This window comes from Pseudomonas arvensis (genome assembly GCF_056688935.1).
Map to the genome: position 1 here is coordinate 3,225,076 of NZ_CP162038.1, position 19,500 is coordinate 3,244,575.

Consider the following 19,500-nt stretch of genomic DNA (forward strand, 5'->3'; position numbering starts at 1 on the left):
ATGAGCGGGCTTGTCCCGCTCACTACAACGTTATGTGTCAGCTTTCAGGAGCTATGTGGATACCTGTGCTGCGATTGCGGCGGTACGTTGCAAGGCCATCCACGCCATAAAGGTTTGCAACCGGGTGGTGAAGTTATCGCCTTGCGCTTCGGGATTTCGCGCTTCAAACAGAAAGAATGCCACCTGTGTGATCATCGTCGGATAACACCGCACGAACAGCGCGACATGTTCTTCAAGCGTCTGCGGCCACGTCGTCGCCTCTTCCGAGCGCAGCACATGCGTGGCCCGCACCGCCTTGCGCGACGCTTCACGCTGCAAGCGCAGGCGTTGCGGCTCGGCATCGGCCTGCGCGATACGCGTGAGATAGCCCGCCAACACCTGTTCAAAGTCAGCATTCAGCGCCACGGCGATCTCGCGTGACGGACGAAACCGCTCGAACTGCTGCGACAGGTCATTGCCCCACAGGCACCGGCAATGGTGCTTGAGCCAGAAGCCCCAGCTGTGCGTGTTTTCAGGCGCCAGGACCTGCGCACGACTGCCAATATCGAAATCGACCTTGATAACCTCCGGGTGGCGCTGCTCCAGCGCCTGGCGGATCGCCTCCAGGCGTTCCAATAGCGGCGCAGTCGGCGGTTCGCGCAGCACCAGCGTGAGGTCAAGGTCAGAGACCCCGGGCGTGGCGTCTGCCCTGGCGACACTGCCGTACAGATAGATCCCATCGAGCCCCAGATCATCCTGCGACAGCGACGCGCAGACATCCTCAAGCAGTGGTTGAAACTCAGGCTGCACGGGGCTATCGGTGACGCTGAGGATGTAACCGTTGAGGTCGATGTTCGACAGGCTCATGACTGTTTCTTCCAGTGTTCATAAAACGCCAGCGCCGCCACGTTCTTGTCCTTGGCTTCCAGCATGATGTCGAAGCGCTCCAGAAACTGCAGCGCGTAGTCGTTGGTCCAGCGGTTCCACATTTGCGCACTGTGGCCGTACAGGTCGCGCTTGGACACCACCTGCAACAGCGCGTCCATTTCCAGCTTGTGCTCGGCGTCGAAACCCAGCTCCTGCAGGCTTTCCTGGGGTTGGGAGTAATGCATCGTCGGGCGTACGCCGCGCCAGCTGTCGATCACGCGAGCGACACGTTCGCTGTTGGGGTCGATGTACTCGTTTTCGTTGATCCAGCAGTGGTGAATGTCGAGCACCACCGGCGCGAGGTCGGCGACTTGCAGGCAGTGGTCGAGGCCATAAGTCTTTTCATCGTTTTCAAAGGTGATGCAGTTGCGCGCCACCTCGGACAAACGCAACCACACGGCGCGGGTGCCTTCCACGCCGAGGCGCCCGGCGATGTGCACGTTGCACTTGAGGTCCTGGAAGCGCCGGCCGTAGCCCATCATGCGGATCATGTCGGCGTGGTATTCGAATTCGGCGAGGCTGTTTTCCACCACGCCGGGGTTTTCCGAACCCAGCACGCAGTATTGGCCGGGGTGGAACGACAGCCGAATATCCGAGGCGCGCGCCAGCTCGCCGATGGCGGCGAAACCTTCGATCAATTGGCGTTCGATGGCAGGGTCTTTATAAACGTCGGCGACTTTAGGATGGCTGTAGAACGGCAGCAGGTCGCTGCTCAGGCGCAGCATGCGCAAGGTCGGCGGCAGGTCGGCGACATAGGCCAGCAAGCGTAACTGTGCCGCCAGGTTATGGGTGACCACTTCGACCAGCTTGTCGCGGGCGACCTGCGGCGTGACTCCGTCCATCCAGCGCAAGGTGGTGGTGCGCGGGTTGAAGGGGCCTTCGATCAGCTTGAGGGCGCTGGCCGACAATAGGCGTTCAGGATGCTTGTACTGGCAGGCAAAGCCAATGCGAGGGTGTGTCATGGAGGCGCCCGACGAAAGGAAAGGACAGGATGATACGGCGTTAGGCGTGGGCTCAGGCAGCGGGTTCATAATATTTAGACACTGATCACCCTGAACTTTCTGACAAGCGCCGCGCTCACTTCCTATGCGCTGCCGCGCCCAGATGCGTTGGATAGCTACGTTGAAACAACGCGACGTTGAAAAAAAAGCTACGTTGAAACAGACAAGGAGCCGCCATCACCATGACTACCCTCTCCACTTATCGCCGCACGCCAGGTCCGCTGCATGCGACCTTGCTCGCGGGCACCGTGCCGCTGTTTCTCGGCGCCCTGCTCAGTGACATTGCCTACACCCAGACCTACCAGATTCAATGGGCCAACTTCGCCTCCTGGCTGATTGCCGGTGCCTTGGTATTCGGTGGTTTTGCGCTGCTGTTTGCACTGGTCAACCTGCTGCGCGCCGAGCGCAAGGCCGGGCAGCCCACGCTGTATGTCCTGCTGCTGTTGGTCACCTGGGTCCTGGGCTTGGTCAATGCCTTCCAACACGCCAAGGATGCCTACGCCGCCATGCCGACCGGCCTGGTGTTGTCGGCAATCGTGATGCTGCTGACGCTGGCAGCCACGTGGACTGGCCTGCGTTCGGGAGGTGCCAAATGAAAACGTCCAATACATTGACCCTGTTGAGTGCCGCCCTGCTGCTGAGCGCTTGTGGTGGCGAAGGCGATAAAACCCAGGCCCGTGGCCCCGATCCCAAGTTGCCCGAGCAGCAAAGCAGTCTGCTGCCGAGCATGAAGATCGCCGAGCCCGCGCCGTGGGGCGAGCAGAAACCCAAAGTGCCCGAGGGTTACAGCGTGACCGCAATCGCCACTGACCTGGCGATTCCGCGCCAGACCCTGGTGCTGCCCAACGGTGACATCCTCGTCGCCGAAGGCCGTGGCGGCAGTGCGGCCAAGCTCAAGCCCAAGGATGTGATCGCCAGCCTGATCAAGGCCGAGGGCAACACCAAGGTCAAGGGCGGCAACCGCCTGACCCTGCTGCGCGACGCCGACGGTGACGGCACCTACGAGCTGAAAACCGTGTTCGCCGACAACCTCAACGCGCCCTACGGCCTGGCATTTGCCGACGGCAAGCTCTACGTGGCCAACCAGGATGCGCTGGTGCGGTTCGACTACACCGACGGCCAGACCAAGGCCAGTGGCGCGCCGGTCAAAGTCACCGACCTGCCGGCACAGATCAACCACCACTGGACCAAGTCCCTGGCCGTGAGTGCAGACGGGCGCCAGCTCTACGTGGGCATCGGCTCCAACAGCAACGTGACCGAACGGGGCATGGAAGTGGAAATCGACCGCGCCATGGTCTGGCAGATCGACGCCGCCACCGGCGCGCACAAGCCCTATGCCACCGGGCTGCGCAACCCCACGGCGCTGACCATCCAACCGGACTCCGGGCAATTGTGGACAGTAGTCAACGAACGCGACGAACTCGGCCCCGACCTGGTGCCGGATTACCTGACGTCGGTGCGTGAAGGCGCGTTCTACGGCTGGCCCTACAGCTACTGGGGCCAGAACGTCGACCCGCGTGCGCAACCGCAGAACCCGGCCAAAGTCGCGGCCGCGATCAAGCCCGATTACAGCCTGGGCTCCCATGTGGCGGCGCTCGGTGTGGACTTCTCCATCCCGGCCATGGGCGAGAAATTCGCCGATGGGGTGTTCGTCGGCGAGCATGGCAGTTGGAACCGTGAGAATCCGGTGGGCTACAAGGTGATCTTTGTGCCGTTCAGCAATGGCAAACCGGCGGGCGAGCCGATTGATTTCGCCACCGGCTTCCGTGGCGACGACGGCAAGACCCGTGGCCGCCCGGTGGGTGTGACGGTGGACCCCAAGGGTGCACTGATCATTGCCGATGACTTGGCCAATACGGTGTGGCGAGTGACGCGTAACCAATAGCAGCAGATGCGGGGTTTTCTGCTACAGAAAACCCCGTACAGGGAGTTCGCGTTACAGGTCAGTGATTTCCTTGTGACGCGGTACCAAAGCTTTCATCACGCTCCAGGCCACCAGGTAAGCCAGCGCGCAGATGGCGAACATGATCATGTAGCCAGTGTGGATGTCGTTGATCGACTTGTAGTAGTCGAACACCCAACCGCCGATCTTGGTCATCACCACGCCGCCGATCCCACCGGCCATGCCGCCAATGCCGACCACCGAGGCCACGGTTTTCTGCGGGAACATGTCCGACACGGTGGTGAAGATGTTGCACGACCACGCCTGGTGCGCAGACGCACCCACGCCGATCAGCAATACCGGGACCCAGAAGCTGATATAGCCCAGGGGCTGCGCCAGCAGTACCACCAGCGGGAACAGCGCGATCACCAGCATGGCTTTCATGCGGCCGTCGTACGGAGCATCGCCGCGGGCCATGAAGTAGCTGGGGAACCAGCCGCCGCCGATACTGCCGACCATGGTCATGCTGTACAGCACCGCCAGCGGCATGACGATATCGGCGCCTTTCATGCCGTATTGCGCCGACAGGTAAGTCGGTAGCCAGAACAGGAAGAACCACCACACGCCGTCGGTCATGAACTTGCCGAAGGCAAAGGCCCAGGTCTGGCGGTAGGTCAGCAGCTTGAACCACGAAACTTTCTTCTCGGACGTGCCAGCCGGGGCTTTGGTGTGTGGCTGTACGGTCTGGTCACTGCGGATATAGGCCAGTTCTTCGACCGACAGGCGTTTTTGCTGCTCGGGCTTTTCATACACCGCCGCCCACACCGCCACCCACAGGAAGCCGAGCATGCCGATCACCATGAAGGCGGCCTCCCAGCCCCACATACCGGCAATCAGCGGCACGCAGATCGGCGCCAGGATTGCGCCGACATTGGCACCGGAGTTGAAGATACCGGTCGCGAAGGACCGCTCCTTCTTGGGGAAATATTCGGCGGTGGCCTTGATCGCAATCGGGAAATTACCCGCCTCGCCAATCGCCAGCACTGCACGGGAGAGCATGAAGCCGGCAATCGATACCGGAATCACCGCCAACCCAATCGCGCCGCTGACGGCGGCGATGCCCTCACCCATCTGCACCGAGAACGCATGCATGATGGCGCCGGTGGACCAGATGGCAATCGCGACCACATAGGCGGCCTTGGTGCCGATCTTGTCGACAAACCGCCCGGCAAACAGCATGGAAATCGCATACACGAACTGGAACACCGCCGCGATGTTGGCGTAATCCGTGTTGCTCCAGCCAAATTGCGTGGACAACTGCGGTGCCAACAGGCTGAGCACCTGACGGTCGAGGTAGTTGACGGTGGTGGCGAAAAACAACATCGCACAGATGGTCCAGCGATAGTTGCCTACCGCCTGACCCACGCGGTGGGCGCTGATGGGCTCGTTCAGATTCATGGCATCACTTTTTATTTTTGTTAGTCAGGACATATGTAACGTCATATGTCGTCGTACAACTGCGACTTTTATAGCGAGACGCCTGAGCGGTGTCAATCTCAAAGATTAACGTTTGTCTAGGTACCAAGTGGTTACGAGAAGTTTCACGGAGACTCAGTTGTAGGATGACAAATACGCAAGACCAGGCTGGGCGCCTGGCCAGGCACATCGTCAAGAAGGCCGAAGTGCTGCATGCCAACCTTTTCCAACACGCGGATCGAGGCGGCGTGATCGGGTCGCACCAGCCCGAACACTTGGGGCACGTTCAGGTTTTCAAAGGCCAACGCCAGCGCATCGCGGGCAAGTTCGGTGGCATAGCCCTGCCCCCACGCCTCCACGGCAAAACGGTAGCCGAGGTTGATGCGGCGCTCGGTGGCCATTGGGTTGATCCTCTCTCAAGATGCCGCTCTTTTTTGTGGTGAGCGGGCTTGTTGTGGTGAGCGGGCTTGCCCCGCGCTGGGCTGCGCAGCGGCCCCATCAGAACCACCCCCGTTTTTCCAGACAAACCGAGCTGTATGGTTTTGGGGCTGCTTCGCAGCCCAGCGCGGGGCAAGCCCGCTCAGCACAACAAGCCCGCTCACCACAGAAGCCCGCCCATCACAAAAGCCAGCTCACTGTCAGGGAGCTCGTGGAGCTGGAAAATTGCGCTTCCCACAGGTGGTTCTGCACCTGGTTGAGAAAAAATACACCTGCGGGTGAATTATTTCGTGTCCGCTTGTATCTGAACTGACAGAGCGGTGCTATCGCGGTGATAGCACCACCCCTGTTCGGTTTTAGAGTGGTTCGCATGAAATTACGTAAAAAAAGCGTTAAACCCATCGGGTTGAAGGACATCACCATCGTCGACGATGCCAAGGTGCGCAAGGCGATAACCGCCGCCGCCCTGGGCAATGCCATGGAATGGTTCGACTTCGGTGTCTATGGGTTTGTCGCCTATGTGCTCGGTAAAGTGTTCTTTCCGGACGCCTCCCCTAGCGTACAAATGATCGCCGCACTGGGTACGTTCTCCGTGCCATTCCTGATTCGCCCGCTGGGTGGCCTGTTCTTCGGCGCGCTCGGCGATAAGTACGGGCGACAGAAAGTCCTCGCCGCCACCATCGTGATCATGTCCCTGAGCACCTTCGCCATCGGCTTGATTCCCGGCTACGCCTCCATCGGCATCTGGGCGCCGATCCTGTTGCTGCTGTGCAAAATGGCCCAGGGTTTCTCGGTGGGGGGTGAATACACCGGCGCGTCGATTTTCGTCGCCGAATACGCCCCGGACCGCAAGCGCGGTTTCCTCGGCAGCTGGCTGGACTTCGGCTCGATTGCCGGTTTTGTGCTGGGTGCCGGTGTGGTGGTGCTGATCTCCAGCGTGCTCGGCGAAGCCGAATTTGAAGCGTGGGGCTGGCGCCTGCCGTTCTTCCTCGCCCTGCCCCTGGGCATCATCGGCCTGTACCTGCGCCATGCGCTGGAAGAAACCCCAGCGTTCCAGCAGCACATGGACAAGCTCGAACAAGGCGACCGCGAAGGCCTGACCCATGGTCCCAAGGTCTCGTTCAAGGAAGTCGCCACCAAGCATTGGCGCAGCCTGCTGACCTGCATCGGCATCGTCGCGGCGACCAACGTGACGTACTACATGCTGCTCACGTACATGCCGAGCTACCTGTCCCACAACCTGCATTACAAAGAAAACAGCGGCGTGCTGATCATCATCGCGATCATGGTCGGCATGCTGTTTGTGCAGCCGTTCATCGGTTTTGTCAGCGACAAGATCGGCCGCAAGCCCTTCATCATCGCCGGTAGCGTTGGCTTGTTGTTCCTGTCGATCCCGGCATTCATGCTGATCACCAGCGGCAAGATCGGCCTGATCTTCGCCGGTCTCCTGATCCTGGCGGTGATCCTCAACTTCTTCATCGGTGTGATGGCCTCGACGTTGCCGGCGATGTTCCCCACCCACTTGCGCTACAGTGCGTTGGCCAGTGCGTTCAACGTTTCAGTGCTGATCGCCGGTGTGACCCCGACCGCTGTGGCCTGGCTGGTGGAAAGCACCAATGACCTGTTCATGCCCGCCTATTACCTGATGGTGTTTGCCGTGGTCGGCCTGATCACCGGCCTGACCATGAAGGAAACCGCCAACAAGCCCTTGCGTGGCGCGGCACCGGCGGCGTCGGACATGGAAGAAGCCAAGGAGTTGCTGCAGGAACACCACGACAATATCGAGCAGAAGATCGAAGACATCGACGCCGAAATTGCTGCATTGGAAGCCAAGCGCCAGAATCTGGTACAACAGCATCCGCGAATCAATTAAGCCCTGACCGTGCGTGGTGGCCCAGGCCACCACGCCTTTGGAGTGTTCAGCATGCTTCCCAGCGTCACCTCAGCACAATCGTTACTCAGCGCAGACGAACGCGCCGCCATCGCCGAAATAGAAGCCACCACCAGCATCCTGCAATTGGTCACCCGTCTGACCGGCATGCGCTTTGCCGGCATCGCCAAGTTCACCGATCTGGAATGGGTGGTCTGCTCGGTCCACGACCCCATGGCAATGGGGATCCATGTGGACGACGTGCTCGACCTCGAAACCACCCTGTGCAGCGAGTTCTGCATCAACCCCCAGACCTTGTTCATCCCGCAAGTCAGTGCAAACGGCCGCTTCGCCGCCCGCCCGGTGGTCAAGCAGTTCGCCATCGAAAGCTACGCCGGTGCGCCGATCTTCCTGCCCGACGGCCGACTGTTCGGCGCGCTGTGTGCCTTGGATTCACAGGCAATGCTGTTTGACGACCCCAACCTGCCAGAAACCCTGAGCCTGTTTGCGCGGCTGATCGGCTGCATTTTTTTCGCTAACCTGACGCAGAGCGATCGCTGAATCCAGGCTTGCCGCGCAACCCGGCGATATCGCGCTTGGGCGGCACTCCAAACAGCCGGCTGTATTCGCGGCTGAACTGCGACGGGCTTTCATAGCCCACTTTGAACGCCGCGCTGGACACATCCTGATGCTCGTTGAGCATCAACCGGCGCGCCTCGTTCAAGCGCAGCCACTTCTGATACTGCAATGGGCTCATTGCCGTGAGTTGGCGAAAGTGATGATGGAAAGTCGCCGCGCTCATCTGCACCCGCGCCGCCAGGTCTTCAACGCGCAGTGCCGCGTCGTAATTGAGCTTGAGCCAGTCAATCGCCTTGGCGATGCGATACCCCTGCCCGTCCACCGAACAGATCTGGCGCAGTCGATCCGACTGGTCACTCTGCAATAGCCGGTAGTGAATTTCGCGCTGGATCAACGGCGCGAGGACCGGGATCGCTTCGGGCTCATCGAGCAACGCCACCAGCCGCGCAAATGACGCCAGCATGCCCTCGGTGACCACACCGATGCCGACCCCCTTCAGCGCAGAGCGCTCGCGCTTGGGCGGCAACTCACTCTGGGCTATAAGCTCGGCCAATATGCGCAGGTCCAGCTTGAAGGTCAGCCCCAGGCACGGCCGCGCAGGGCTCGCTTGCAGCACTTCGGAATTGGCCGGTATATCCAGCGACGTCACCAGAAAGCGCGACGTGTCATACGGATACCCTTCGCCGCCTACCCATAACTGCTTCTGACCTTGGGCGACCAGCACGATGCTCGGTTCGACCATGCACACCACCGGCGTGCACGGCTGCTCGCGCCGATAAAACCCCAGGCCTGGGATTGGCATGGGGCTGTCCCCAGGTGCGCCGATGCGCGAAGCAATGGCGTGAATCAGCGCGTCCAGATTGTTCTTCATAACCCGCCCTTTTTCGTTGGTTCACGAACTGTACCCCGCACAGCCCATGGCGTCCCCGGCAAACCCACAGACTCAGAGCATCAGGCAAGTAATCCAGCGCAACGCACTACAGAACCTACGGACACACCGGGAAAATGTACGGACCAACCCCTTCAAGGATCCACCCATGAAACGCCTCTTGCTTGCCCTGGGTTTGCTGGTGACGTCGTTAACTGCTCTGGGAGCCGATATGTCCAACGGTGCTGACAACTTCTACACAAGCGACAAGGTGACAGTCGAAAAGGTCACCTTCAACAACCAATACGGCCTGCAGGTTGCCGGCAACCTGTTCGTGCCGAAAAACCTCGCCGCTGGCGCAAAAAACCCTGCAATCATCGTCGGCCACCCCATGGGCGCCGTCAAAGAACAGAGCGCCAACCTGTATGCCGCCAAAATGGCCGAACAGGGCTTCGTCACACTGTCCCTGGACCTGTCGTTCTGGGGCGAAAGCGCCGGTGCACCGCGCAATGCGGTGCTGCCCGACCTCTACGTCGAAGACTTCAGCGCCGCCGTGGACTTCCTCGGCACCCGGCCGATGGTCGACCGTGAGCGCATCGGCGTGATCGGTATCTGCGGCAGCGGCAGCTTTGCCATTGCTGCCGCAAAAATCGACCCACGCCTCAAGGCCATCGCCACCGTCAGTATGTACGACATGGGCGCGGCCAACCGCAACGGGCTCAAGCACGGCGTCACGCTGGAACAGCGCCGGCACATCCTGCTGCAGGCGGCGAACCAGCGCTACGTGGAATTCCAGGGCGGCGAAACCCTCTACACCAGCGGCTCGCCGCTCATGCTGACGGGCGACCCGGTGGGTGACGAGTTCTTCGATTTCTACCGCACCCCACGCGGCCAAGTCACGCCTGCCGGTGCATCGCCACAGACCACCACCATGCCGACGCTGACCAGCAACGTGAAGTTCATGAACTTCTACCCGTTCAACGACATCGAGACGATTTCCCCGCGCCCACTGCTGTTGATTACGGGTGCCAACGCCCACTCCCGCGAGTTCAGCGAGGACGCCTACCAGCGTGCGGCCGAACCGAAAGAACTGCTCATCATCCCCAATGCGGGCCATGTGGATCTGTACGACCGGGTCAACCTGATTCCATTCGCCCAGCTCACCGCCTTCTTCAAGAACAACCTCAAGTGAAGCCCGGTCACTCGACTGCACCGCGCTGGGGCGCGGTGCTCGCCATGTCCCTGGCGGCCTTTACATTGGTCGCCTCGGAGTTTATGCCGGTGAGCCTGCTGACACCGCTGGCGGCTGACCTCGACATCACTCAGGGACAGGCCGGTCAAGGCATCTCTGTGTCGGGGCTGTTTGCCTTGCTCACCAGCCTGGTGATTGCCGCCGTGGCGGCCCGGGTGGATCGCAAGCGCCTGCTGGTGGCACTGACCCTGCTGATGATCGTGTCCGGGACGGTGGTAGCACTTGCGCCGAATTACCTGATCTTCATGCTGGGGCGTGCGCTGATCGGCGTGGCCATTGGCGGGTTTTGGTCCCTGTCGGCTGCCACCGCCATGCGCCTGGTGCCCGAAGCCCAAGTGCCGCGTGCCTTGGCCATGGTCAACGGCGGCAACGCCCTTGCAACGGTGATTGCCGCGCCGCTCGGCAGCTTTCTCGGCGGGATGATCGGCTGGCGTGGCGCGTTTTTCTGCGTGGTGCCGGTAGCAGTGATTGCCGTGGTGTGGCTGCTGATCAGCCTGCCGTCGATCAAAACCCACGGCGACGCAAAGACCACCAATGTGCTGCGCCTGATGAAACACCCGCCGGTGGCCATCGGCATGCTCGCCGTGAGTGTGTTTTTCATGGGCCAGTTCATGTTGTTCACCTACCTGCGACCGTTTCTGGAAACCGTCACCCAAGTCAGCGTATCCCTGTTATCGCTGATGCTGCTGGTACTCGGCCTGGCCGGTCTGGCGGGCACGTTCCTGATCGAACGGTTTTTGAAGCGCAGCCTGTACCCCACGCTGATTGCTATCCCATTGCTGATGGCGTTGATCGCCCTGGCCTTGGTCGCTTTCGGCAGCTCGACCTTGATGACTACGCTGCTGCTGGGACTCTGGGGCCTGGTCGCCACCGCCGCCCCCGTGGGCTGGTGGACCTGGCTGGCAAACACCCTGCCCGACAATGCCGAGGCTGGAGGCGGCTTGATGGTCGCGATCATCCAGTTGGCGATTGCTTCAGGTGCCACAGTGGGAGGCGTGGTGTTTGATATCAGTGGTTATCAGGCGACGTTTGAGTTGAGTGCGACGCTGCTGTGCGTGGCCGCGTTGCTGGCGTGGGCGGCACGCCGGGTCAGTTATCGCGCCGGGCGCTTGAGCACCGCCTGACGCGCTCAACCTTTTTCCAGGGCCGCCGATAAGCTGTCATACCCCTGACATGCAGCGAGGCCCTGCGCGAAATAATGCCCAACTCTCTCGCTCCGATCGTTCGTTCGCTGTCCACCCGTACCAGCCTGTCGCTGACGCGCACGTCACTATTCAACTTCATGGTCCTGTTGGCCGTTGTCTTTGCGGCAGCGGCTTACTCGCTGCTTTACATTGCCCATGAGCTGGACCACACCGAGCAGGCCGAAAGCGCGTTCCATACCCGCAAAGCCATGCAGTCCATGGAAAAAGCCATGCGGGTGACGGTCAAGGATTACGCATTCTGGAGCGATGCCTACAGGCACCTGCATATCGAGGTCGACAAGGAGTGGGCCTACGCCCGTGGCAATATCGGCTCGACACTGTTCCATGATTTCGGCTTTCAAGGCCTGTTTGTGGTCAACGACGCCAACCGCACCGTCTACGCGGTGGTCGAGGGCGAACTGCAAGCCTTTGAAATCAGCGAATGGCTCGACCAGCCCCTGACCCAGCTTCTCGAACAGGCCCGCGCCGGTGCCGACGACGAAACCCCCGTGAGCACGTTCATCAACGTACGCGGCAGCCCGGCGCTGGTGGCCGCCGCCGCGATCACTCCTGGCACCGACCCCACTGTGGTTACGGATGGCCGGCCAGCCTCGGTGCTGATCTTCGTCGACATTCTCGACAGCGCCAAACTGGGCCGGATCGGCAATGACTTTGGCGTGGACAACCTGCACATCGCCAGCCCTGACGACATCGCCAAGGGCGTGTTTCTGCCCCTCGGCGACCACGGCAGCGCCGGCAGCCTGTACTGGCAGCCGGAACAGCCCGGACGGCGCTTGATTGGTGTCGGCCTGCCCTTGCTGGGCCTGGCCGCGTTGCTGGTGTGCCTGATGACGTGGATGATTTTGCGCCGCAGCACCGCCGCTGCCCTGGCCCTGGATGCCAGTCATAGTTCATTGCAAACCAGCCAGAATGCCTTGGCCACCAGCGAAGCGCGCTTTCGCGATGTAGTGGAAGCCAGCTCCGACTGGGTCTGGGAGATCAATGCCGCCTGGCGTTTCACCTACCTGTCGGAGCGTTTCGAAAGCGTGACCGGATTGGCCCGCGACGCATGGATCGGCGCAGCCATGAATGACCTGCTGGGCACCGAAGACGGGCTGTTGTCACAGTGGTTGTGCACGCCCGGCAGGCGCCCGGACCTTAGCGTGCTATGCCTGTATGTGGATGCCAAAGGATTGGAGCGCACCACCCGACTGTCCGCGCGGGAAATGCCGTGCGGCGGGTTTCGCGGCACGGCCACCGACGTGACCGAAGAGGTCGAGGCGCGCAGACGCATCGAGTTCCTGTCCCAGCACGACGCCCTGACCGGGCTGCCCAATCGCACGCGCCTGCAAGCCTTCCTCGACGCCAAGCTCAAGGCACTGCCGACCCTTGAGCAACCCGTGGTGATGCTCAGCCTGGACCTGGACCGCTTCAAGCCGGTCAATGATTTGCTCGGACATGCCGCCGGCGACCGTGTGCTCAACGAAGTGTCGAGCCGCCTGACCGATTGCGTGCGCCACGGCGACCTCGTGGCGCGGGTTGGCGGCGATGAGTTTGTGCTGATCCTCAGCGAGGCCGGCACCCTGAACGAAGTCGAAAACCTGTGCCGCCGCTTGATCGCTTCCATCGAGCGGGCCATCCGCATCGACGAGCAGGAAGTGTTTATCAGCGCCAGCATCGGCATTGCCCTGGCGCCCAATGACGCCAGCGCCGTCACCGAACTGCTGCGCTACGCCGACATCGCGCTGTACGAGGCCAAGTCCGCTGGGCGCAATACCTGGCGCTTTTACTCCGGCGAGATGAATGCGCGGATCATCGAGCGTCGTCGCCTGGAGAGTGATCTGCGCTACGGCATCACGCATGGGGAATTGCGCCTGCACTTCCAGCCGCGTTATCGCATTGCCGATGGCCAGATGGTCGGCGCCGAGGCGCTGGTGCGTTGGCAACACCCGGACCGCGGCCTGATCGCGCCAGACACCTTTATCCCGATTGCCGAAGAGTCAGGTTTGATCCTGTCGCTGAGCGATTGGGTGCTGGAAACCGCGTGCGCCTGTGCCGCGCAGTGGCCGGATGGGTTGTTCGTGTCGGTGAACCTGTCGCCCACCGAGTTCAAGCGCGGCAACCTGATGGAACGCGTGCGCCACGCCTTGCAGGTCTCGGGGATCGACCCGGCGCGGATGGAGCTGGAAATCACCGAAAGCGTCATGCTCGAAGACGCGGGCGGTGCGCTGGACGTGATGCGCGCCCTCAAGCAACTGGGCATCCGCATTGCCATGGACGATTTCGGCACCGGGTATTCGTCGCTGAGCTACCTGCGTGCGTTCCCGTTCGATGGTTTGAAGATCGACCGCAGCTTCCTGACCCGGCTGGAAGACAGCGAAGACGACCAAGCCATCATCCACGCCATCGTCGGACTGGGCCGCGCCCTGGCGCTGACGGTCACCGCCGAAGGCATCGAAACCGCCGAACACCTGGCGATGCTCAAGGCCGTGGCCTGTGACGAGGGCCAGGGTTACTTCCTCAGCCGCCCCCTGGATATCGACGCGTTCAACCGCTTGCTGGGCCCTGCTTGAAGAACAGGCTCGGCGTCTTGCCGAACTGTTTCTTGAACATGCTGGTGAAGGCGCTCGGGCTGTCGTAGCCCAGCTCCAGCGCCACGTCGATGATCTTCTCCCCGATCGCCATGCGTTCCAGGGCCAGAAGCAGCCGCGCCTGCTGACGCCATTGGCCAAAGGTCATGGCGGTTTCCTTGCGGAACAGACGCTGAATGGTCTTCTGATCCAGGCCCAGGCGCTCGCTCCAGTCCGCTACCGTCGAGGCATCGCCCGGATCCTGTTGCAGCGCCAGGCAAATCCGCTGGATCCGCGGGTCGGCCGGTTGCGGCAGGGATAACGGCAACGCGGGCAGGTCAGCCAGTTCGTCGAGGATCAGGTGCATGATCCGCGCATCCCGCGAATCTTCGGCATACGGCGGCTTGAGACTGACCGAGGCTTTGATCAGCTCGCTCAGCAGCGGCGAGATGCTCACCGCCTTGGTTTCGGTGGGCAGATTGGGGAAGCTGTCGGGGCGCACAAACACGCTGCGCATTTTCAGCGGGCCCACACAGCGCAGGGAATGCACGTGCCCGCAGGGCATCCAGAAGCCGCGATTGGGCGGCACGGTCCAATGGTTCTGCGCCGAATGCACTACCATGACCCCTTCGGTCGCGTAGAGCAGTTGATGCTTCTCGTGGCTGTGATCGGGGATCACCCAGTTTTCCGGATAGTCGGTGGCCGAACTGATCACGGCCCACTCGCCTTCGTCGATCTCCTGCAGGAATTTATCCAGTGATTTGATCATTTGGCCCTTTTTGCGACAGTTACCGCCCGAATTTCGTGAGACAGACATTTTTACTGAATCTAGCATAAACCCCGAAACAATTTGAAATGGACCGCCGACCACGTATCGGCGGCCCCTGTTCACCGCCTTGTATGGAATGCCTGCATGTCGACACTCACCGCGTCACCCGCCACTGCCACCCCTGCGCCCCAAGCAAGCCCCCTGGTCATGCGCATCCTCGGCGCCTGTGCGCTGGCGCACTTGATCAATGACCTGATCCAGGCCGTGCTGCCGTCGATCTACCCGATGCTCAAGGCCAACTACGGGCTGACGTTTGCCCAGGTGGGGCTGATCACCCTGACCTTCCAACTGACCGCCTCGCTGCTGCAACCGTGGATCGGCTACCACACTGACCGTCATCCCAAGCCCTGGCTGCTGCCGGCCGGCATGGTGTGCACCTTGATCGGTATTCTGATGCTGGCATTTGTCGGCAGCTTCCCGGCGATCCTGCTGGCGGCAGGGCTGGTGGGCGTGGGCTCGTCGACCTTCCACCCGGAAACCTCCCGCGTGGCGCGCCTGGCCTCCGGCGGGCGCTACGGCCTGGCGCAGTCGACCTTCCAGGTCGGCGGCAACACTGGCAGTGCCTTGGGCCCGTTGCTGGCAGCGGCGATCATCATTCCCTACGGCCAGGGCAATATCGCCTGGTTCGGGCTGTTTGCCGTGTTCGCGATCCTGGTGCTGTACGGCTTGAGCCGCTGGTACCGCAGCCACCTCAACCTGTTCAAGCTCAAGCAAGGCGGCAAAGCCACCCACGGTTTGTCCAAAGGCCGCGTGACGTTTGCCCTGGTGGTGCTGGCAGTGCTGGTGTTCTCCAAGTACTTCTACATGACCAGCCTGACCAGTTACTTCACGTTTTACCTGATTGAAAAATTCCACCTGTCGGTATCGAGTTCCCAGATGTACCTGTTCCTGTTCCTCGGTGCGGTGGCCGTGGGCACCTTCGCGGGTGGACCTATCGGCGACAGGATCGGGCGCAAGAAAGTCATCTGGTTCTCCATCCTCGGCGCCGCGCCGTTCACCCTGGCCCTGCCCTATGTCGACCTGTTCTGGACGGCCGTGCTCAGCGTGGTAATCGGTTTTATCCTGGCCTCGGCGTTCTCGGCCATCGTGGTGTTTGCCCAGGAGTTGGTGCCTGGCAACGTCGGCATGATCGCCGGGATATTTTTCGGCCTGATGTTCGGCTTCAGCGGGATTGGCGCGGCGTTGCTCGGTTTGCTCGCCGATACCCACGGCATCGAGTACGTCTACAAACTGTGCTCGTTCCTGCCGCTGGTGGGCATCCTGACGGTCCTGTTGCCATCGACCAAAGGGATCTGACTGGCCGATCATCGGCTGGCTGTGTGCCATTACCCAGAAAGCTCTGAAAAACCTGCGTGTGCGCTTACAATCCCGGTTTGAACGCACACCAGGCAGACCCGGCAAGACATGACGCTCGACCCTCCTACGATTCTGGCACTCACCGTTGCCCTGGCAGCCGCTGCCGCCCTTTACCTGCTGGTTGAATGGCGCAGCGTGCGCGAGCCCTCGCTGCTGTTGTGGAGCAGCGGTTTCGCCACCATCACCATTGGCTCCACCTTGGCCCTGCTGCGCATCAATGGCTTTTTAGTCATCGGTATCTGGTTCGCCAACGGTCTGCTGGTGACCGCACACTTCCTGTTTCTGCTCGGCGTAGCGCGGTTTACTCAAGTGCGGGTGTCGCGTGCCTGGGTCCTGATGCCCGTGATCTGGTTCGCCATGCTCGCCTTGCCAGCCGACCCGTCCTGGTCCAAGGCCATGCTGGCGGTGCAATCGCTGTTGGTCGCCCTGCCCACCCTGCGCGCCAGTTTCCTGCTGCGGCCCCATGGCCGGTCCCTGAGCGTCGGCGCGGTGCAGCTGCGTTTCGTGCTGCTGCTCCACGGAATCTTTTACGTGGCCAAGGCACTGTCGGTGGTGATCCCCGGCACTTTGATCGACCTCGCCGCCTTCAAGGGCGAAATCATCCAGGTCTCCCTGGTCGAAGGCGCCATGGCAATCATGCTGATTGCCCTGTCCATGACCGGCTCCGAACGCTACCGCCGCGAACAACACATCGCCCGCCTCGCGGCCCGCGACCCACTCACCGCCCTCTACAACCGCCGCGCCCTTGACCTGCGCGCCCCGCGCCTGCTGGCCCAGGTCTCCCCAACCCAACCCGGCGCCCTGCTGCTGATCGACATTGACAACTTCAAAGGCGTCAACGACCTCCACGGGCACACGGCTGGCGACCGCCTGCTGATTGCCCTGAGCGAAATGATCCGTGCCGTCGTGCCCCAAGGCGCATTGGCGGCGCGGCTGGGCGGCGATGAGTTTGTGATCCTGCTGAACCCGGCGTCGACCGAGCAGATCGTCGAACTGGGCAGCAGCCTGCGCGGGCAGTTCCAACAACTGGCCGCGCAGAGCTTCAGCACCCCGCAGCCCGTGACCCTGAGCATCGGCGCCAACCTGTTCGATCAGCCGCCGGAAAGCCTGGCGGCGTTGATCGAGCAAGGTGATTCGACGTTGTATGAGTCCAAGCGGGGTGGGCGGGACAGTATTCGGTTGGTGGATCGGACCGGCGTCAGTACCTAGCGCTAGAGATCGTAACTAACCCCAACACTCCGCCCCGTCCTCACCGACTCCAACGCACACTCCGCCAAATGCAACGCATACAACCCATCCCGCACGCTGGTGGGCAGTTCGCGACCGTCGTTGAGCGCGTCGATGAACTGGGTCAGCTCATTGCGATAGGCATCCGCATACCGCTCCAGGAAAAAGTGCTGCAACGGTTCCAGCGCTTCAGTGTGCTCCGCCCCCCAGTGGCGCAAGGTGCTGGGTCGGTGGTTGTCGGTGAGCAGGACGCCGGTGGCGCCGGAGACTTCGACGCGTTGGTCGTAGCCGTACACCGCCTGACGGCAGCAGTTGATGTGGCATTGCTTGCCGGAGGCCGTGCGCAGCAGGACCATGACGCTGTCGTAGTCGTCGATCTGTTCCAGGGTGGGGTCGACCAGGCGGCTGGCGATGGCGCTGACTTCCACGGGTTCTTCGCCGAGCAGGTGGCGGGCGGTGTCGAAGTCGTGGATGGTCATGTCGCGCAGGATGCCGCCGGAGTGCGCCAGGTAGTCACGCGGGGCCAGGCCGGGGTCGCGGCTGGTGATGATGACTTGGCGCACGGCGCCGATCTGGCCGGCGTCGAGGGCTTGGCGCAGGCGCAGCATGTCGGGGTCGAAGCGACGGTTGAAGCCAAGCATGACATTGCCACCCTGGCGCTCCACGGCCTGGGCGGCACTGCGGGCCTTGGCGATGTCGAGGTCGATGGGTTTTTCGCAGAGTACCGCTTTGCCTTCGGCCACCGCCGCCAGCATCAGGTCGATATGGGTGTCGGTCGGGGTGCCGATCACGACGGCGTCGATGTCTTTGCGGGTGAGCACGGCGGCGCAGTCGTAGGCCGCTTCGCAACCCAGTTGCGTGCTGAGCGCATCGACCCCTTCGCGCCAGGGGTCGGCCACCAGCACCAGCGTGGCGTTGGGGTGGGCGGCGACGTTGGCGGCGTGGATCCTGGCGATGCGCCCGGCACCTAGAACAGCGATACGTAACATGGTTGAACTCCTGATGTTGTTTTTAAAGGGAGTACTCAGTCCGGCAGGTTGAACGGTGTGACGATCTGCACCTGTGACGGCGCAATCGGCCCGGCCTTCCATAGCCGATGGTGTTGCAGGATGTGCAGGAACACATGGCGCGCATCGATCTGCAGGTTGTGGTCGATGATCGCGGCAACTTTTTCTTCGCGCAGCAACTGGCGGTTTTCTTCGTCGAGGTCGTGGCCGATAAACACCTCCAGCGGGCGCTCCAGGGCGGCGAAGGCATCGACGATTGCGCGGTTGCCGCCGCCGACGCTGTACACCGCCTTGAGTTCTGGATGTTGTTTTAGCGCCTGGCTCACGCGGTCGAACGTGCGGTCGTAAACGCCGTAGCCGCCGCTGATGTCCAGCACCCGCAAATGCGCCGCCCGGCCACGCAACCAGGCGCGAAAGCCCATCTCGCGCTCTTCTTCGCCACGGAACAGTTCGCTGCCGATCACCACGGCCACGTCCTGGGGCTGCGCCGGCAGCCAGCGGGACATCAGGTAGGCGGCCGTCTGGCCGGCGGTGCGGTTGTCCATGCCCACGTAGCCGATGCGCTCGCTTTGCGGCAGGTCCGTCACCAAGGTCACCACGGGAATGCCCGCCGCGATCAGTTGCTTGACCGCCTGGTTCACCGCTGGCTCATCGGCGGCCTTGAGCACCACGCCCTGGCTGCCGGTGTCGAGGCAACGCAGCAACTGGTCGTGCATGGCCTGAGGCTCGATTTCTTCGAACAGGTGAAAGCGCGGTGCAATACGAAACGGCGCCAGGCTGCCCAGTTGCGCGACGATCGCCGCCTGCACCGCCGCGCTGAAGCGCTGGGGCGTGTGCATGATTACGTCGACATGGAAGGTGCGCCCCACCGCCAGGCCGTTTTTTTCCTGGGACTCCAACTCATCCAGCGCCTGCTCGATGCGCCGCGAGGTCTGCGCATGCACGCTGCCGCGCTGGTGCAGCACGCGGTCGACCGTGGCTTTGCTCACACCGGCCTGCGTCGCGAGTTGCTTGATGGAGAAATGTTTTGCACGTTCGAGCATGGGTTTCGCCTG

16 protein-coding genes and 1 pseudogene are annotated in these 19,500 nt (G+C 61.9%); 9 read left to right on the plus strand and 8 right to left on the minus strand.

Annotation, left to right across the window (positions count from 1 at the left end; all coding sequences use genetic code 11):
* Positions 1-51 precede the first annotated feature (51 nt).
* Both AB3G88_RS14365 and AB3G88_RS14370 read right to left on the minus strand, forming a co-directional pair.
* On the minus strand, positions 52-846 hold the full coding sequence (locus AB3G88_RS14365) for a nucleotidyltransferase domain-containing protein (protein WP_480450316.1): 795 nt from the start codon (positions 844-846) through the stop codon (positions 52-54).
* A complete protein-coding gene (locus tag AB3G88_RS14370; protein WP_099585330.1) occupies positions 843-1,868 on the minus strand; it encodes an apurinic/apyrimidinic endonuclease family protein in 1,026 nt (341 codons plus the stop codon). The genes AB3G88_RS14365 and AB3G88_RS14370 overlap by 4 nt, the downstream gene beginning before the upstream one ends.
* 221 nt (positions 1,869-2,089) lie before the next feature.
* Between AB3G88_RS14370 and AB3G88_RS14375 the strand changes: the two genes are divergently transcribed.
* Positions 2,090-2,503 carry a DUF2231 domain-containing protein gene (locus tag AB3G88_RS14375; protein ID WP_160385003.1) on the plus strand — a complete coding sequence of 138 codons (414 nt, stop codon included), beginning with the start codon at positions 2,090-2,092 and terminating at the stop codon, positions 2,501-2,503.
* A complete protein-coding gene (locus AB3G88_RS14380) occupies positions 2,500-3,792 on the plus strand; it encodes a PQQ-dependent sugar dehydrogenase (protein WP_099585332.1) in 1,293 nt (430 codons plus the stop codon). The genes AB3G88_RS14375 and AB3G88_RS14380 overlap by 4 nt, the downstream gene beginning before the upstream one ends.
* Positions 3,793-3,843: 51 nt before the next feature.
* On the opposite strand, the gene AB3G88_RS14385 is transcribed toward AB3G88_RS14380, so the two are convergent.
* Entirely contained in the window at positions 3,844-5,247 is a 1,404-nt protein-coding gene (locus tag AB3G88_RS14385; RefSeq protein ID WP_480450319.1) for an MFS transporter, read from the minus strand.
* 143 nt (positions 5,248-5,390) lie between these two features.
* Positions 5,391-5,660 (minus strand): annotated as a pseudogene (locus AB3G88_RS14390) (GNAT family N-acetyltransferase); the annotation flags it as partial.
* A gap of 413 nt (positions 5,661-6,073) precedes the next feature.
* Between AB3G88_RS14390 and proP the strand changes: the two are divergent.
* Positions 6,074-7,576, plus strand: coding sequence for a glycine betaine/L-proline transporter ProP (gene proP / locus AB3G88_RS14395; protein ID WP_099585334.1), 1,503 nt, complete (start codon positions 6,074-6,076; stop codon positions 7,574-7,576).
* A 51-nt stretch (positions 7,577-7,627) separates the two neighbouring features.
* Positions 7,628-8,134, plus strand: coding sequence for a GAF domain-containing protein (locus tag AB3G88_RS14400; protein ID WP_099585335.1), 507 nt, complete (start codon positions 7,628-7,630; stop codon positions 8,132-8,134).
* On the opposite strand, the gene AB3G88_RS14405 is transcribed toward AB3G88_RS14400, so the two are convergent.
* Complete coding sequence (locus AB3G88_RS14405; protein ID WP_099585336.1) at positions 8,109-9,023, minus strand: AraC family transcriptional regulator; 915 nt, start codon at positions 9,021-9,023, stop codon at positions 8,109-8,111. The genes AB3G88_RS14400 and AB3G88_RS14405 overlap by 26 nt on opposite strands.
* Positions 9,024-9,189: 166 nt before the next feature.
* On the opposite strand from AB3G88_RS14405, the gene AB3G88_RS14410 reads away from it, so the two are divergent.
* The 3 genes from AB3G88_RS14410 to AB3G88_RS14420 all read left to right on the plus strand — a co-directional run bounded on the left by AB3G88_RS14410 (position 9,190) and on the right by AB3G88_RS14420 (position 14,029).
* A complete protein-coding gene (locus AB3G88_RS14410) occupies positions 9,190-10,212 on the plus strand; it encodes an alpha/beta hydrolase (RefSeq protein ID WP_480450322.1) in 1,023 nt (340 codons plus the stop codon).
* Between the two features lie 44 nt (positions 10,213-10,256).
* Positions 10,257-11,396, plus strand: coding sequence for an MFS transporter (locus tag AB3G88_RS14415; protein ID WP_158877788.1), 1,140 nt, complete (start codon positions 10,257-10,259; stop codon positions 11,394-11,396).
* Positions 11,397-11,470: 74 nt separating this feature from the next.
* Positions 11,471-14,029, plus strand: coding sequence for a bifunctional diguanylate cyclase/phosphodiesterase (locus tag AB3G88_RS14420; RefSeq protein WP_480450324.1), 2,559 nt, complete (start codon positions 11,471-11,473; stop codon positions 14,027-14,029).
* Here AB3G88_RS14420 and AB3G88_RS14425 read toward each other — a convergent pair.
* Positions 14,004-14,843 carry an AraC family transcriptional regulator gene (locus AB3G88_RS14425; RefSeq protein ID WP_480450326.1) on the minus strand — a complete coding sequence of 280 codons (840 nt, stop codon included), beginning with the start codon at positions 14,841-14,843 and terminating at the stop codon, positions 14,004-14,006. The two genes, AB3G88_RS14420 and AB3G88_RS14425, sit on opposite strands and share 26 nt — an antisense overlap.
* A gap of 96 nt (positions 14,844-14,939) precedes the next feature.
* On the opposite strand from AB3G88_RS14425, the gene AB3G88_RS14430 reads away from it, so the two are divergent.
* Together AB3G88_RS14430 and AB3G88_RS14435 are read left to right on the plus strand one after the other, a co-directional pair.
* On the plus strand, positions 14,940-16,151 hold the full coding sequence (locus AB3G88_RS14430) for an MFS transporter (RefSeq protein WP_099585340.1): 1,212 nt from the start codon (positions 14,940-14,942) through the stop codon (positions 16,149-16,151).
* 108 nt (positions 16,152-16,259) lie between these two features.
* A complete protein-coding gene (locus tag AB3G88_RS14435) occupies positions 16,260-17,420 on the plus strand; it encodes a GGDEF domain-containing protein (protein WP_112195566.1) in 1,161 nt (386 codons plus the stop codon).
* Between the two features lie 2 nt (positions 17,421-17,422).
* Here AB3G88_RS14435 and iolG read toward each other — a convergent pair whose 3' ends face one another.
* The gene (gene iolG / locus AB3G88_RS14440; protein ID WP_099585342.1) at positions 17,423-18,427 is read right to left on the minus strand and encodes an inositol 2-dehydrogenase; all 1,005 of its coding nucleotides are present in this window, start codon (positions 18,425-18,427) and stop codon (positions 17,423-17,425) included.
* A gap of 35 nt (positions 18,428-18,462) precedes the next feature.
* Positions 18,463-19,488, minus strand: a complete 1,026-nt coding sequence (locus tag AB3G88_RS14445) for a LacI family DNA-binding transcriptional regulator (RefSeq protein ID WP_099585343.1) — start codon at positions 19,486-19,488, stop codon at positions 18,463-18,465.
* Positions 19,489-19,500 lie beyond the last annotated feature (12 nt).